Origin of the sequence: Pseudomonas sp. R25(2017) (assembly GCF_002112565.1) — a bacterium.
Taxonomy (GTDB): Bacteria; Pseudomonadota; Gammaproteobacteria; order Pseudomonadales; family Pseudomonadaceae; genus Aquipseudomonas; species Aquipseudomonas ekonensis.
On the sequence record NZ_NEHZ01000012.1, the window covers coordinates 155,761 to 170,697 of the forward strand.

16 protein-coding genes are annotated in these 14,937 nt (G+C 67.3%); 7 read left to right on the forward strand and 9 right to left on the reverse strand.

Annotated features, from left to right (window positions below):
- Positions 1–65: 65 nt before the first annotated feature.
- On the forward strand, positions 66–962 hold the full coding sequence (locus tag CAG31_RS17060; protein ID WP_085583197.1) for a universal stress protein: 897 nt from the start codon (positions 66–68) through the stop codon (positions 960–962).
- Between the two features lie 53 nt (positions 963–1,015).
- Here the strand turns inward: CAG31_RS17060 and CAG31_RS17065 are convergent, their stop codons facing one another.
- The 3 genes from CAG31_RS17065 to CAG31_RS17075 all read right to left on the reverse strand — a co-directional run bounded on the left by CAG31_RS17065 (position 1,016) and on the right by CAG31_RS17075 (position 3,071).
- Complete coding sequence (locus CAG31_RS17065; protein WP_085583199.1) at positions 1,016–1,507, reverse strand: BCAM0308 family protein; 492 nt, start codon at positions 1,505–1,507, stop codon at positions 1,016–1,018.
- 252 nt (positions 1,508–1,759) lie between these two features.
- Positions 1,760–2,650 (reverse strand): universal stress protein, encoded by an 891-nt coding sequence (locus CAG31_RS17070; RefSeq protein WP_085583201.1) that lies wholly within the window; start codon positions 2,648–2,650, stop codon positions 1,760–1,762.
- 169 nt (positions 2,651–2,819) lie between these two features.
- On the reverse strand, positions 2,820–3,071 hold the full coding sequence (locus CAG31_RS17075; protein WP_085583203.1) for a hypothetical protein: 252 nt from the start codon (positions 3,069–3,071) through the stop codon (positions 2,820–2,822).
- A gap of 188 nt (positions 3,072–3,259) precedes the next feature.
- Between CAG31_RS17075 and CAG31_RS17080 the strand changes: the two genes are divergently transcribed.
- Genes CAG31_RS17080 through CAG31_RS17090 form a run of 3 tightly spaced genes read left to right on the forward strand, consistent with a single transcriptional unit; the run spans position 3,260 to position 6,227 of the window.
- A complete protein-coding gene (locus CAG31_RS17080; protein WP_085583205.1) occupies positions 3,260–3,907 on the forward strand; it encodes a BON domain-containing protein in 648 nt (215 codons plus the stop codon).
- A 27-nt stretch (positions 3,908–3,934) separates the two neighbouring features.
- Positions 3,935–5,773 (forward strand): ATP-dependent zinc metalloprotease FtsH, encoded by a 1,839-nt coding sequence (ftsH, locus tag CAG31_RS17085; protein WP_085583207.1) that lies wholly within the window; start codon positions 3,935–3,937, stop codon positions 5,771–5,773.
- A gap of 28 nt (positions 5,774–5,801) precedes the next feature.
- Positions 5,802–6,227 carry a potassium channel family protein gene (locus CAG31_RS17090; protein ID WP_085583209.1) on the forward strand — a complete coding sequence of 142 codons (426 nt, stop codon included), beginning with the start codon at positions 5,802–5,804 and terminating at the stop codon, positions 6,225–6,227.
- A 7-nt stretch (positions 6,228–6,234) separates the two neighbouring features.
- Here the strand turns inward: CAG31_RS17090 and CAG31_RS17095 are convergent, their stop codons facing one another.
- From CAG31_RS17095 to CAG31_RS17105, 3 genes are all read right to left on the reverse strand, one after another.
- The gene (locus CAG31_RS17095; RefSeq protein ID WP_085583211.1) at positions 6,235–8,610 is read right to left on the reverse strand and encodes a phosphoketolase; all 2,376 of its coding nucleotides are present in this window, start codon (positions 8,608–8,610) and stop codon (positions 6,235–6,237) included.
- A gap of 38 nt (positions 8,611–8,648) precedes the next feature.
- Positions 8,649–9,119: a CBS domain-containing protein gene (locus CAG31_RS17100; RefSeq protein WP_085583295.1), complete on the reverse strand. Its 471-nt coding sequence runs from the start codon at positions 9,117–9,119 to the stop codon at positions 8,649–8,651.
- Positions 9,120–9,181: 62 nt separating this feature from the next.
- Complete coding sequence (locus CAG31_RS17105; protein WP_085583213.1) at positions 9,182–9,742, reverse strand: Hsp20/alpha crystallin family protein; 561 nt, start codon at positions 9,740–9,742, stop codon at positions 9,182–9,184.
- Positions 9,743–9,938: 196 nt separating this feature from the next.
- Here CAG31_RS17105 and CAG31_RS17110 point away from each other — a divergent pair, with 196 nt between their 5' ends.
- Entirely contained in the window at positions 9,939–10,652 is a 714-nt protein-coding gene (locus CAG31_RS17110; RefSeq protein ID WP_085583215.1) for a hypothetical protein, read from the forward strand.
- Here the strand turns inward: CAG31_RS17110 and fnr are convergent.
- Positions 10,627–11,358, reverse strand: a complete 732-nt coding sequence (fnr, locus tag CAG31_RS17115) for a fumarate/nitrate reduction transcriptional regulator Fnr (protein ID WP_085583217.1) — start codon at positions 11,356–11,358, stop codon at positions 10,627–10,629. The genes CAG31_RS17110 and fnr overlap by 26 nt on opposite strands.
- A 177-nt stretch (positions 11,359–11,535) precedes the next feature.
- Here fnr and CAG31_RS17120 point away from each other — a divergent pair, with 177 nt between their 5' ends.
- Together CAG31_RS17120 and CAG31_RS17125 are read left to right on the forward strand one after the other, a co-directional pair.
- On the forward strand, positions 11,536–12,105 hold the full coding sequence (locus CAG31_RS17120) for a GNAT family N-acetyltransferase (RefSeq protein WP_085583297.1): 570 nt from the start codon (positions 11,536–11,538) through the stop codon (positions 12,103–12,105).
- A 91-nt stretch (positions 12,106–12,196) separates the two neighbouring features.
- The gene (locus CAG31_RS17125; RefSeq protein WP_085583219.1) at positions 12,197–13,564 is read left to right on the forward strand and encodes an erythromycin esterase family protein; all 1,368 of its coding nucleotides are present in this window, start codon (positions 12,197–12,199) and stop codon (positions 13,562–13,564) included.
- Positions 13,565–13,599: 35 nt separating this feature from the next.
- Here CAG31_RS17125 and CAG31_RS17130 read toward each other — a convergent pair whose 3' ends face one another.
- Positions 13,600–14,262 carry a phosphoribosyltransferase gene (locus CAG31_RS17130; RefSeq protein ID WP_085583221.1) on the reverse strand — a complete coding sequence of 221 codons (663 nt, stop codon included), beginning with the start codon at positions 14,260–14,262 and terminating at the stop codon, positions 13,600–13,602.
- Positions 14,263–14,327: 65 nt separating this feature from the next.
- A complete protein-coding gene (locus tag CAG31_RS17135) occupies positions 14,328–14,936 on the reverse strand; it encodes a hypothetical protein (protein ID WP_176243868.1) in 609 nt (202 codons plus the stop codon).
- Position 14,937 lies beyond the last annotated feature (1 nt).

The window sequence follows — 14,937 nt, forward strand, 5'->3', positions numbered from 1 at the left end:
CGTCGCGTCACGCTGGGGCCTGCCGCTGCGCCTGCACCGAGGCGGCCATCGCGGCGGAGGCCATCATGAATGAATTTTCGCGACTGTTACTGATCTGCCATCCGGACCTGCACCCCTCGCCCGCCCTGACGCGGGCTCAACTGCTGGCCAAGGCCACGGGCGCCACGCTGCACCTGGTGGCCCTGAGCCAACTGCCCTCACACCTGGCGACCCTGGACCGGGTCCTGCGCAGCCATACCCGCCAGCAGGACGCTGAGCACCGCGGCGCCTGGCTCGATGAACAGGTCCGGGCGCTGGCCGGGCAAGGCATCGACGCCTATGCCGAAACAGTGGATGACGAAGACCCGCTCAACGACCTGATACGCCTGGCCCGGGAGCAACGGGTGCACATGGTGATCAAGGACATCCGCCACGAGACCGCCCTGAGCCGCGCCCTGCTCACACCGCTGGACTGGCACCTGCTGCGCGCCTGCCCGCTCCCGCTGCACTTGGTGGCCCAGGCCGCCCCGCGGCTGCCGGAGCGCGTGCTGGCTGCGGTGGACCTGGCCGAAGACGATCCGGCCGTCGAGACACTCAACGAACGCATCCTGCAAGCGGCACAGGCATTGGCGCAGCGCTGCAAGGCGCCGCTGCACCTGCTGCAGGCCTATGAGCCCAGCAGCAGCTTCGTCGCCTATGCCGCCGCGCCGGTGGCCTGGACCCAAGAGCTGGTCGAGGATATCTCCGGGCGCGCCCGCGAACGCATGGCCCGGTTCGGCAGCCGCTGTGGCGTTGCACCCGAGCGCCAGCACCTGTTGCAGGGCCCTGCGCGCAGCGTCATCGGCGAATTCGCCGACCAACACAGCTTCGATGTGGTGGTGATGGGCACCCTCTACCACGAAGGGGTGGCCAAGATCATCGGCAGCACCACCGAACAGACCCTGTACAGGATCCGCTCCAGCCTTCTCGCGATCCCCGGCTGACCGCGCCGCAGCCCGCCGGCCACGGCCTTCGGGCCATGGACGGCGGGCATCTTTCAGTCACGGTGCCAGTCGACGCTCAGGTACACCTCACTGTCGCTGTAGCGGTAGCTGCAGGTGCCGTCATAGGCGGCCTTGAGCTCATGGCCGATGAGATTGGCCAGGTGGGTGCCGGTGGTGGTCGCCACCAGGGCGTCCGGCCGGCAGTCGATGTCGATCAGCCGTTCCAGCACGTGCGTCTGCCGCTCCTGCTGCTCGGCGTTGTGCATGAGCTGGCGGATTTCGGCCTCATGCCCGGCCAGGAAATGCCCCGTCACCCGGACCTGGCCGGCAGCGGCCCGGTCCTCGATGCGCCGGCATGCCGGACAGACCGTCGATTCCACCGCCCCGGCCTCGGCCGGTGCGTGCCAATGCCATTCGCCCTCATGGTAAACGGCGCCGCATTGCGGGCAACGCGCCTTGCCGCCGGGGCGAAGCGGCGTGGCGTAGGGGTCGAACCGCTGCGGCTTGAACAGTTTGTCCTTGCGGCTTTTCTGGAATTTATCCATGGGCGTGCTCGCTGTGCAGGTGATGAGGGGCGCAGGCCCAGGCCTGCGTCGTCCTGCCCAGTGTCCGTCCCGCAGGCAGGGCCGACTTGATAATCGTCAAACCGGGGCGCCGCACCGCGCCTATGTCGGGCGTGAACTTCTTGCGGAGCCGACGCTGATGAAAGAACCGCTTGCGTTACTGTTCGCCCTGCACGGCAGCCAGGCCTACGGCGATGGCGCGGCGCCGCGCACGGCTGAGCCGTTGCTGGCGCCTCACACCGCCAGGATGTTGCAGGGCACCTGGTACAGCACGTGTTCGGTGGTGCTGCCGAACAGGCGCTCAAGCCCCCGCGCCGCCGGCCGGCCCATGACGATCACGTCCACCGGGTGGGCCTCGATGTAGTCGTTCAGCACCGGCACCGGACGCCCGATGACGAAATGGCGGCGCTTGCCCGGCGCACCGTGGCGGTCGGCCAGTGCGTTGAAGTCGTCCTCAAGCTCTTCGCGCAAAGGCTCGGTGATGTCGTCGACGGCCCACGCGCCGTAGGCCATGTCGCCCATGTAGGCCACCGATAAGTCACAGGCATGCAGCAGGTCCAACTGCGCACCGGTCTGCAGGGCCAGGGCGTTGGCCTGCTGCACGATCGCCTCGTTGCGTGCCTCGCCTTCGGCGGTATTGTCGGCCACGTCCACCGCCGCCAGGACCTGGTGCGGCAAGGCAGGCCCGGCGGCGCCCAGCAAGTAGACCGGAATCGGACAATGGCGCAGCAGTTTCCAGTCCAGCGGCGTGAAGAAGGCGCGCTTGAGCGCCGGTTCACGCTCGACTTGCTTGAGCAACAGATCCGGCTTCATTTCCAGGGCATGCGCCAGGATGTCCTCCTCCAGGTCATCGCTCCAGGCCACCTCGACGGTCACCTCCACGCCCTTGGCACGCAACGCGCCCGCCTTTTTTTCGAGCTGCGCCTGCCTGACTTGCAGGAGGGCCTGGCGCTTGGCCTGGTGTTCTTCGGTGTCCAGCAATCTGGGCCGGTCGTGCGCCGCCAGCAGGCCGACGATGTGCAGATGGGCCGAACTGGATCGGGCCAGGGCACCGGCCTGTTCCAGGGCGTTGGATTGATGCAGTGCCGGATTCAGGATCAGCAGCAGGGTTTGATAGTGGCTCATGATGGACTCCCGTGATCGGGCGCGCCTGACCGTTCAGGCTGCGCGGTTGCATCCGCTTTGCGCCGGACAGGACACCGCCCGGCAGGCGGGTCAGGGGCAAAGGGCCGGTGCTGGCAGCGTCCCCCAGCGCGCGCCCTGACGCTTGATTTTTATCAACCGCGCGCAGGCGCTACTTGCGCAGGGCCTGGCGCAGTTGCCGCACCTGCGCCTGGGCGTCGTCCGCCCTGCGCAAGGCCTCGTCGGCGGTCCGCTCGACCCGGTCGAGGCGGTAGCACACCTGATCGGCGCGCAGCCGGGCGGTGGCCGCGTTGTCCTCCGCCGACTCCAGGCGCGCGTCGTATTCCTGCGCACGCCAAGGCGTGCATCCCGAGGCCGCCGCCAGCAGCAGCCCCGACAGTCCCACCCACAGCAAGCGTTGCATGGCCGTGTCTCCGTGCATGCCCAAGATGACCCGAGTATCGGCGCCGGCACCGGGCGGGGCCTGACATTTATCAATCGGCCCGGTGCCCGCGGAGTTTGACCTTTGTCAATCGCGCTGCCGCGCCCGGGCGTAAAAACAAAGTCCCCGGGCGATCCGGCCCGCCTTTGAACCCGATAGCGGAGACCCTCATGAACGACCTCGACTTGCGCGACATGGTGCTCGAAGAGCTGCAGTTTCAACCCGACATCCACGCCGCGAGCATCGGCGTGACGGTACAGGATGGCGTCGTCACCCTGTCCGGCCATGTCGACAGCTACGCCCAGAAAGTCAGCGCCGAACGCACGGTCAAGGCCATGAAAGGCGTGCGCGGCCTGGCAGAGGAAATCGAAGTGCGGCTGAACAGGCTCGAAGGCACCGCGGACGACACGATTGCCGCCCGCGCCCTGAAAATCATCGCCTGGAGCTCGGACGCCAATGTCGAAGGCATCCAGGTCACCGTGCACAAGGGCACAGTGACCCTCGAAGGCGAACTGGACTGGCAATATCAGAAAGAAGTGATCGAGCAGGCGGTGTGGCACCTGTCCGGTGTGGTGCGCGTGCACAACCGCATCACCCTGAAGGCCCGCGCCGATGCGGTCGACATCAAGCGCCACATCGAGGATGCGCTCAAACGCAGCGCCGAAATCGAGGCCGACGGCATTCGCGTCACCGTCAACGGCAGCGTGGTCCGGCTCGAAGGCAAGGTGCACCTGATGCGCGAGCGCGAAGTGGTCGAGCGCGCGGCCTGGGCGGTGCCCGGCGTGAGCAAGGTCGAAGACTTCCTGCTGATCGCCTGATCCGGCAGGTCACCGGGAGGCCCGGCCATGAACAAGGATCAACCCTGGAAGCTTTATCTGGCGGTGATCGGGGTGTCGCTGCTCGTGGCCGTCCAGCTCGGCCTGTTCAACCGCCAGGCCGAGCAGGTCATTGCCTACAGCCAGTTCCTGCAGTTGCTGGATCTGCAGAAGGTCAGCGACTTGCGGATCGAGCGCGACCGCATCGTCGGGCGGTTGCAGGAACCCGTCGACGGGCGCACGCAGTTCTCCACGGTCCGGGTGGATCCGGCGTTGAGCGGGCAGCTCGCGCACTCGGGCGTGGCCTTCAGCGGAGTGGCCGAGGACAGCGTCCTGTCCGCCCTGATCGGGCTGTTGCCGCTGCTGGTGATGTTGGTGCTGTGGTATTTCCTGCTGCGCGGGCCGGGCGAAAGGCGCGGCCTGGGCGGACTGATGAATGTCGGGAAATCCCGAGCGCGGGTGTACGTCGAGCGCGACATCAAGGTCACCTTCGCCGACGTGGCCGGCTTGGACGATGTCAAGGACGAGCTGACCGAGATCGTGTCGTTCCTCAAGGACCAGGCCTGGTATGGCCGCCTCGGCGCCCATGTGCCCAAAGGCACCTTGCTGGTCGGGCCGCCGGGCACCGGCAAGACCCTGGTCGCCAAGGCCATCGCCGGCGAAGCCGGGGTGCCCTTCTTCTCGATCTCCGGCTCGGAATTCGTGGAAATGTTCGTCGGCGTGGGCGCCGCGCGGGTCCGCGATCTCTTCGAACAAGCCAGGCTGGCGGCGCCCTGCATCATCTTCATCGACGAGCTGGACGCGCTGGGCAAGATGCGCGGGCTCGGCAACCTCGGCGGCAACGACGAGAAAGAGCAGACGCTGAACCAGTTGCTGGCCGAGCTCGACGGCTTCGATCCCCGCGAAGGCGTGGTGCTCCTGGCCGCGACCAACCGGCCCGAGGTGCTGGATCCGGCGCTGCTGCGCGCCGGTCGGTTCGACCGGCAGATCCTGATAGACCGGCCCGACCGCAAGGGTCGCCTGGCGATCCTGAAGGTCCACCTGAAAAAGATCCTCAGCCAGAACGGCCTCGACTGCGAACGCATCGCCGCGATCACCCCCGGCCTGACCGGCGCCGACCTGGCCAACCTGGTCAACGAGGCCGCCATCATCGCCACCCGCCGCAACAGCCAGCAGGTCGAACTGCCGGACTTCACTGCGGCGCTCGAACGCCTGGTCGCGGGCGTGGAGCGCAAGGGCAATGTCCTGCGCGAGGACGAGCGCCGGGTGGTCGCCTACCACGAAATGGGGCATGCCCTGGCGGCCAGCAGCCTGCCGGCGATGGATCCGGTGCACAAGGTGTCGATCATTCCCCGGGCCGCCGGCTCGCTGGGCTACACCCTGCAACGGCCCACGGACGACCGCTTCCTGATCAGCGCGCAGATGCTGCGCGACCGCATCGCCGTGCTGATGGCCGGGCGCGCCGCCGAAAGCCTGGCGTTCGGCCAGGTCTCGACCGGGGCCGCCGACGACCTGGGACGCGCCACCGACATCGCCCGGCAGTTGATCACCCGCTTCGGCATGAGCGCGGAACTGGGTCAGGCGGTGCTGGAGCGGCAATCGACCCGCTACCTCGGCGACGCGGTCATGCAGCAGGAGCACAAGGACTATTCCGAACAGACCGCCCGTGAAGTCGACCTGGGCATCCGCCACTTGCTCGATGAGGCCTACGGCCGCGCCCGTGCGCTGCTGGAGCAGCGGCGGCAGGATCTCGACGCCGGGGCCCGCCTGCTGCTCGCCCGGGAAACCATCACCCCCGAAGAGTTTCCGGCGCTGCTGCCCCAGGCCGGCGAACCGGCCGCCTGCACGCTGGTGAACGAAGCCAGATGACCGACCGATCCTGCCCGGGGCACCGACCATGCTGACCGTCACGCTGATCAACACGCTCGTGGTGATCCTGGTGGTGGTGATCCACTACGAATGCCTGCTGCGCCTGAACGACTGGCTGCCGCGCCTCAAGCTCTGGGCCCGGTTCCGGATCGTGGTGGGGGTGTTCGGCGCGTTGCTGGCCCATGCCATCGAAGTCTGGTGCTTCGCCCTGGTGTACTACCTGATGGCGCACGCCGAAGGCTGGGGCACGCTGAGCGGCAATTTCGACGGCAGCCTGCTCGACTGCGTGTACTTTTCCTTCACCACCTACACCACCATCGGCTTCGGCGACATCGCCCCCACCGGCCACCTCAAGTACCTGACCGGCCTGCAGGCACTGACGGGCCTGGTGCTGATCACCTGGACCGCCTCGTTCCTGTTCCTGGAAATGCAGAAGTACTGGAAGGCCAAGTAACGCCGGTTCACCGGCCTGGGCGTGCGCTCCAGCGCCACTGCGCGACCTCCGGCAGGTCCTCGCCGTGCCCGATCAGGTGCAGCTTGTGCCGCTCCATCATCGACCAGTAGCGGCTGCGCGCCTGTTCGGCCTGCGGCTGCAGGCGCGGCACGCGCTCGAACACGTCCAGCAGCAGTTGGTAGCGGTCCAGGTTGTTGATGACCGCCATGTCGAAAGGCGTGGTGGTGGCGCCTTCCTCACGGAAGCCGCGCACATGGAACCGTTCCGGATTGGCGCGCCTGTAGATCATCCGGTGGATCAACGCCGGGTAGCCGTGGAAGGCGAAGATCACCGGGCGGTCCGCGGTGAACAGCGCCTCGAACTCGCTGTCCGGCAAGCCGTGGGGATGCTGTTGCGCCGACTGCAAGGCCATCAGGTCGACCACGTTCACCACCCGGATCCGCAAGTCGGCGGCGCACTCGCGCAGCAGCGTCACCGCCGCCAGCGTCTCCAGCGTCGGCACGTCGCCGGCGCAGGCGAGGATCACCTCGGGATGGTCATCTTCATGGCCGGCCCAGGCCCAGCGGCCGATGCCGGCCTGGCAGTGCAAGGCCGCCGCCTCGCCGTCGAGCCATTGCCATTCGCGCTGCTTGCCGGCGACGACCACGTTGATGTAGCCGCGGCTGCGCAGGCAATGGTCCGCCACCGACAGCAGGCAGTTGGCGTCCGGCGGCAGGTAGATCCGCGCCACGTCGGCCTTCTTGTTGGCCAACAGGTCGAGAAAGCCCGGATCCTGGTGCGAGAAGCCGTTATGGTCCTGGCGCCACACGTGGGACGTCAACAGGATGTTCAGCGACGCGACCGGCTTGCGCCACGGCACCTCGGCGGCGGTCTTCAGCCACTTGGCGTGCTGGTTGATCATCGAATCGACGATATGGATGAACGCTTCGTAGCACGAGAACAGGCCATGGCGGCCGGTCAGCAGGTAGCCTTCGAGCCATCCCTCGCACAGGTGCTCGCTGAGAATCTCCATCACCCGGCCCTGCGCGCCGAGATGAGCGTCGTCGCTGCCGTGCGGGTCGAGCCAGACCTTGTCGGTGGCCTCGAACACCGCGTCCAGGCGGTTCGACGCCGTTTCGTCCGGCCCGAACAGGCGGAAGTTGCGCGACACGGCGCTGTTTTTCATGACATCGCGCAGGTAACCGCCCAGCACCCGGGTCGCTTCGGCCCGCACCTGGCCGGGGCCGTCCATCTGCACGCAATAATCGGTGTGGCACGGCAGATCCAGCGCGCGCAGCGTCAGGCCGCCATTGGCATGGGGGTTGGCGCTCATGCGCCGCCGCCCGGACGGAGCCAGCGCGGCCAGTTCCGGCAGCAGCGCGCCTTGGGCATCGAACAGTTCTTGCGGACGGTAGCTTTCCAGCCATTGCTGCAGTTGCAGCAAGTGCAGCGGTTTGGCCAAGTCCGCCAGCGGCAGTTGATGGGCGCGGCAGGTGCCTTCGATCCGTTGCCCGTCGACGAACGTCGGCCCGGTCCATCCCTTCGGGGTGCGCAATATCAGCGCCGGCCACAGCGGCCGTTCGACACCCTCCCCGGCCTCGGCCTGACGGGCCAGGCGCTGGATGCGGCAGATCTTGTCGTAGATCACCTCCAGGGTGCGGGACAACGCCCGGTGCACCTCCATGGGTTCGTCGCCTTCGACGAAATAAGGGTCGTAACCATAGCCGCACATCAGGCTGGTGAGTTCGTCCTCGCTGATCCTGGAGAGCACGGTGGGGTTGGCGATCTTGTAGCCGTTGAGGTGCAGGATCGGCAACACCGCTCCGTCGCCTGCCGGATTGAGGAACTTGTTGCAGTGCCAGCTCGCCGCCAGCGCACCGGTCTCCGCCTCGCCGTCGCCGATCACGCAGGCGACCAGCAACTGAGGGTTGTCCAGCGCGGCCCCGTAGGCGTGAACCAGGGAGTAGCCCAGTTCGCCGCCCTCATGGATCGAGCCGGGAACATGGGGGCCGACGTGGCTGCCGATACCGTAGGGCCAGGAGAACTGGCGGAAAAGCCGGGCCATCCCCTGGGCGTCCCGCGACACCGCCGGATTGAGCTCGGTGTAGGTGCCGTCGAGGTAGGCCTGGGCCACCATGGCCGGCCCGCCATGGCCGGGCCCCGCGACGAACAGCACGTTGAGGTCGTGCTGGCGGATGAGCCGGTTCAGGTGCGTGTAGATCAGGTTGAGGCCCGGCGAAGTCCCCCAATGCCCCAACAGCCGGGGCTTGATGTCGGCCAGTTGCAGCGGGCTGGCCAGCAGCGGGTTGGCCTGCAGGTAGATCTGCCCCACCGTGAGGTAGTTGGCCGCCCGCCAGTAGGCATCCAGCCCCTCCAGTTCCTCGGTGCCCGGATAATCGCTCATGATCGCCCCCTCGGGTGATGGCCTCGGCGCGGCCGCGTTCAGATGTCTTCGGCGCGGATGTCTTCCTCCCGCAGGCTCTGTTGGCGGATCAGCAAGGTCAGTTCGTGCAGGCGGTCGGACAGCAAGGCCACCAGATCGTCCGCCGTGGCGATCCCCACCAGCAGGCCGAAGTCGTCCACCACGGGGATCCGCCGGATGTTGGCGCGGCGCATGTTCAGGATGACGTCGAACAGATCCTCGTTCTGGTTGGCCGTGATCAGCGACCGGGGCAACACGTCGACCGCCCTCAGTTCGTCCTGGTCCGGCGGGTTGCGCGCCACGATCCGCAAGGCCAGGTCCCGGTCTGTGATCAGGCCGACCGGCCGGAAGACATCGTGCTCGCGGTCGACGGGCTCGACGAGCACCAGATCGCCGACGTGGTACTGGCTCATCATGCGCGCGGCGGCGTAGATGGAAATGCCGGGCGGGGCCACGACCACATCCCGGTTGCAGTATTTGCCAATGGACATGAAGTTCACCTCGGGTTGAAGGGGCGGAGCCTCCCTGCTCCTGGAACGGTATGACGCGCCGGTCATTTGCCGCCTTTGATCGGGATCACTTTTTCCGGATGGATGGCCTCGGCGCGTTTGGGCAGGTGCACCAGCAACACCCCCTTGGCGAACTGGGCATTGATCTTCTCGGCGTCGACTTCGCGGGGCAGTTGGAAGACCCGTTCGAAGCTGCCGTAATGCCGCTCGGACAGGTGGTACTCCTTGCGCTTTTCGTCGACTTCTTCTTGCTTCTCGCCACGGATCACCAGGTTGCCGTTGGCGAGCTTGATTTCGATGTCCTTGTCGTCCACGCCAGGCAATTCGGCGCTGATGCGGTATTCCTCGGCCAGTTCGCTGATGTCCATCGCCGGCATGCCGTGGGAGAACAAGTCTCGCCGCCAGAAGGGTTCGAGATCGAACGGCGTATGACTGAACGGCATGCGCATCGGACGCCGCCCGAAATCATCGAACAGACTGTCGATCTGGCGCCGCAACTGCTGGAACGGCCGCCACAGGTCCGGGGCTTCGACGCCGGGCGGCGACGCTTTGGCTGGCTGGGCGGCAACGGGAGTGACAGGGACTTTTTTGGCTGCTTCGGACATGACGACCTCCTCGATTGAGTGATGCCTCCCTGGGAGACGCTTCGATCTTGCGCGGCGCTCACCCACCCCGTTTGATCTTTATCAACCTGCGCAACGCTGCGCCCGCCCCGTAACTTGATCGCGATCAAAGTCAGGCCCAGGCATGCGCCTAGGCTGGACGAACCGTGGTCAACCCCCGGCGAGCGGCGAGGTGTCTATGGATCGGGAAGACAGCGGATCCGTCCGCGTGCTGCAGACGTCATCGGGGCCGGGCGTCCAGCAATGTCTGGGCCTGGCGCTTTGCGGCCCGCCCACCGCCGAACCGATGCCGGGGCAGTATTGCTTGCTGGGCGACGGCCGGCAGCGCTGGCCTTGCAGTTATGTGAGCCTGCCGGGCGCGACCGGACGGTTCATCGTGACCGTCCACGCGGCCCGACCGCTGGCGCGGCCGGGTGAGCGGCTGGCCTATTCCGGCCCGCTGGGCAGCGCCTGGCCGCTCCCCTTGCAGAGCACGCGGCTGTTGGCCATCGCCCGGGGCGAAGGGGTGCTGACGCTGCTCGGCGCGCTGGATGAGGTGCGCTGCTGGCTGCCTGCGCTGCAACTGCGGCTGCTGCACGATGGCTTCGCTCCCGGGAAACTGCCCGACGAATGCAAGACGTGGTTCTCGGCGCTGCCTCGCGTGCCGCGCACCAGCAGCAGCGGATGGCTGCAACTGATCCACCTGCTGGACACTTACAGGCCGGACACGGTGTTCTGCTGCGCGCCGTCGCAGGTGGCCCGCCAGGCCGCGCGCCTGTGTTGGCGAAAGGGGGTGTCGCCGCAGCGCATCTGGCTGCGGCCGGATCAGGTGCAGCGCCCCACGTGGGCCGGGCCGGTGCAGCGTTATGACCGGGTGCTGGCGATGCTCAAGTGGGTTCCTCCAGATGGCTGAGGTCGATCAGGCCCTGCTCGTCGACCAACGTCACTTCACGGCCGGCGCAGCGAATGAGCCCGGCCTGGACGAACCGGGTGAAGGCCCGGCTGACGGTTTCCAGGGTCAGGTCGAGGTAGTTGGCGATGTCGCCGCGCGACATGGGCAGGGTGAAGATGTCCGCCCGCAGCCCCCGGGCGTGGTAGCGCGTCGAAATGCCCAACAGGAAGATCGACAGCCGTTGGTCGGCCCGTCCGTGGCAGCAGCGCAGGTGGTCGTCCTTGCCCTTGATCCCCAGGCTGAGCATGTGCAGCAGTTGGTAGCGCAGGCCGGGGATGTGGCCGGACAGGTCGACCAATTGATCCAGCCTGATCGAGCAGACCAGCGAGATGTCCAGCGCCACGGCGTAGCTGCGGTAATGACTGGCGCCGATGGCGTCCAGCCCGAGCATTTCCCCCGGCAGGACGAAACCGGTGATGCGCTCGTTGCCTTCGGCATCGAGCAGGTAACTCTTGACGGCCCCTGAGCGCAGGGCGAACACATGTTCCATGGGTTCATCGGCCTTGAACAGGTATTGCCCGCGCTTCAGGGGCCGGTTGCGGCGGACGATCCGCTCCAGCCTGTCCACTTCCTCGGCGCTGAGGCTGGCGGGCAGGCAGAGCCGGCTCAAGGAGCAGGCAAGGCACTTCACATGGGGCCTTGCACCCGTGTCGGAAATGCCTGACATGGCAATGCCTCCGCTTTGATGTGCGGGCGTTCTTTCACATTAGCCCCTCGGGCCCATGTTTCCGGGCATTCCGACCAAGGGTCAGGCCCGGCGCGCGAGGGTTTGACGAAGGTCAAGTCGGTGGGGGAACAGGCACCGAAACTGGCCCTGTTCATTCCGACACACGAGGACATTGCCATGGCTCCCGCCGATACCGGTCTTCAACCTTCCATCCCTGCGTTCCCGACGCCTGCGGGCGAACACTGGATCGAGTCCCTCGACAACGGCACCCACGTGCTGATCAGGCCCCTGCGGGCCGCGGACCGGCAACGGGAAAAGGCTTTCATCGAACGCCTGTCGCCGGAATCCCGGCACTTCCGCTTCCTGTGCCAGTTCAGGGAGCCTGGCGAAGCGATGCTCGATCAACTGATGAAGGTCGACCAGGACCGCCAGGCGGCGTTCGTCGCCCTGGCCCATGTGAATGGTGAGCTGCAGGAAGTGGGAATCTCCCGCTACGCCGCCGGTGCCGGCAAGGATGAGTGCGAATGCGCGGTCACGGTGCTCGACAGCTGGCAACACCACGGCCTCGGCCGCCTGCTGCTCAAGCACCTGACCGACCACGCCAGGGCCAAAGGTTTCCGGCAGATGTATTCGATCGATGCCGCCGCCAATCACCCGATGCGCGATCTGGCCAAGGCCGCCGGATTCACCACGGCCACCGACCCGGACAACCCCAGCCAGGTCATCCACCGCCTCGCGCTGGCCTGATCCCTGGCCTCGCCCTGGCGCGCGCCGGAGCGCCTGCCGTCCCGGAGCGCGCCAGGGCACATTCGCGCCCCCCCTGAAGGAGGATGCCCCCATGAACGGTCCTTCGCGGAAACTGATGGAAAGGCTCTACGGCAAACCGCATCAGGTCGACGCCGCCGAGATCGCGCCCCTGTTGCGCCAATATGCCGAGCCACTGCCCGATCCCGACTCGCCGGCCTTCGCCGACCTGTTCGACCGCTACGCCGACGCCCGCGTCGTACTGCTGGGCGAAGCGAGCCACGGCAGCAGCGAGTTCTACCGCGCCCGGGCGGCCATCACCCGCCGACTGATCGAGCGGCATGGCTTCAACATCATCGCCGTCGAAGCCGACTGGCCCGACGCCGGTCATGTCGACCAGTATGTCCGGGGCCTGGCCCATACGGCCTGGAAGCGCCACATCTTCAGCCGCTTCCCCACCTGGATGTGGCGCAACAGCGAGGTCAAGACCTTCGCCCATTGGCTGCACGGACACAACCATGCACTGGCCAATGACCGGCGCGTGGAGTTCCGCGGGCTGGACGTCTACAGCCTGCGCAACTCCATCCACGAGGTGCTGGCCTACCTGGACCGGGCCGATCCGCACCTGGCCCGTGAGGCCCGACGCCGCTACGGCTGCCTCACCCCCTGGCAGGACGACCCGGCCCTGTACGGCCATTTCGTCGAACGCGGCGGCGTGATGCCTTGCGAACAGCCCGTGATCGAGCAATTGAACGTAATGCTGGCCGAACAGCTGGGCGGCCTCATCCGCAACGACGAGGCGTTTTTCAACGCGACCCGGAACGCCCGGGTGATCATCGCCGCCGAACAGTACTACCGCGCCATCTACCGCGGCTCGACCGCCTCGTGGAACCTGCGCGACCGGCACATGTTCGAGACCCTGCGCTCGCTGCTGGAGCACCGCGGCCCCGACGCCAAGGCCGTGGTCTGGGCGCACAACTCGCACATCGGCAATGCCGGCGCCACGGAGATGGGCTGGAAGGGCCAGTTCAACATCGGCCAACTGTGCCGCAACGCCTTCGGCCGCGACGCCGTGCTGATCGGCATGGCCACCGACCGCGGTCTGGTGGCCGCTGCCGATGACTGGGACGGCGACATGCGGATCAAGGACATCCGGCCCGCCCGGCCCGACAGCTGGGAGCACCAGTTCCGCCTGGCCGGCGTGCCCGCCTCGCTCACCGACTGGCGCGACCCGCAGCGCCAGGAGCTGCGCCGGGCCTTGTCCACGACGCTGCTGGAGCGGGCGATCGGGGTGATCTACCGGCCGGACAGCGAACGCCTCAGCCACTATTTCGAAGCCACGCTGGCCGAGCAGTTCGACGCCTTGGTCTGGTTCGAGCAGACCCGGCCTGTCGCCGCCCTGCCCCTGCCGCAACGGGAACAGATGGAACCCGAGGACGACACCTATCCGTTCGGCGTCTGACGCGACCGCCGGCCGGCCTCAAGGCCGCGAGGGCTTCAGGCCCCGGCCTGCTGCATCAACGCGACGACCTCCTCATCGGAGGTCTGGGGAAAGTCTTCATACCAGTAGCCGACCGAGACCATCCGTTCGGGCACCAACGGGCAGACCACCTCATCCACCTCGTTGCGCAACACTTCCAGGGTGTCCGGCGGCGCCACCGGCACCGCGACCACCAGGCGCGCAGGCCCTTGCCGGCGAACGGCCTCAACGGCCGCCAGCATCGAGGCGCCGGTCGCCAGGCCGTCATCGATGAGGATCACCACTTGATCCTTGAGGTTCAGCGGCGGGCGGCCTGCGCGGTAGGCCTGCTCCCGGCGGGCCAGTTCGCGGGTCTCCCGGTCCAGCACGGCGGCGAACGCGTCCCGGTCGACCTTGAAGGTGCGCAGTGCATCGTCGTTGAGGATCTGCACGCCGCCCCCGGCGATGGCGCCCATGGCGTACTCGGGATGGCCCGGTGCGCCGAGCTTGCGCACCACCAGCACGTCCAGGCGCACCTGGAGGGCGGACGCGACTTCGCAGGCGACGGGCACGCCGCCGCGGGGCAACCCCAGCACGATCACGTCGGGCCTTGCGCCATAGCGGCTCAGCGGCTCGACCAGGCGCCGCCCGGCCTCGCTGCGGTCGAGAAACCGGTTTTTCAACACGGGGATCTGTGACATGGGAACACCTCCTGCGCACCGACGGGAGCGCATCGTTCAACGCACGGTCAGGCGTGCCGAGCCCTTCACGGTTCGTCCGCGCCGGACTCTTCCAGCAGCAGGTCGTACTGCGTCAGGCAATGCCGCTCATCCGCCGGCATCAGGGCCTTGAAGCCGCTGACCTCACGCAGCGGCGTGCCGAACAGCGCCAGGCGCAGCACCCCGTTGCGGTCGAGGAACGTCTGCGCAAGGCAGGTGCACACCGGTTTGCCGACCAGCGCGGTGAGCTGTCCGTCGACGGGGGTCTGCACCTGGGCCTGCAGGTTGGCCTCGCAGTTGTCCACGATGCGCGCCACCGAGCGGCCCGCCAGCCATAGGGTGCCCCCACCGAGCACCGCCAGCAGCACCAGCACACCCAGCGCGATGTTCGACTCCCGGGTGACCGACCGAATGAAGCCAAGCCTGGCCTGCCAGCCGCTGGCCTGCCCGTCGAAGATCGTCCGTGCCACGGTGCGCTTCACCCCACGCTGCACCGCCCAGCCCAGGGCGACGCTCAAGGCCAGCAAGGACAGCAATACCGCCGGATCGTGCATGGGCAAGCGCCAGGTCGGGCTGAGCGTCCGATAGGCGGCGGCCGCGACCAGCAACGCGACGATGGCCACGATCCATCCCAGGCTGCCCTTGGGTCGGTGCATC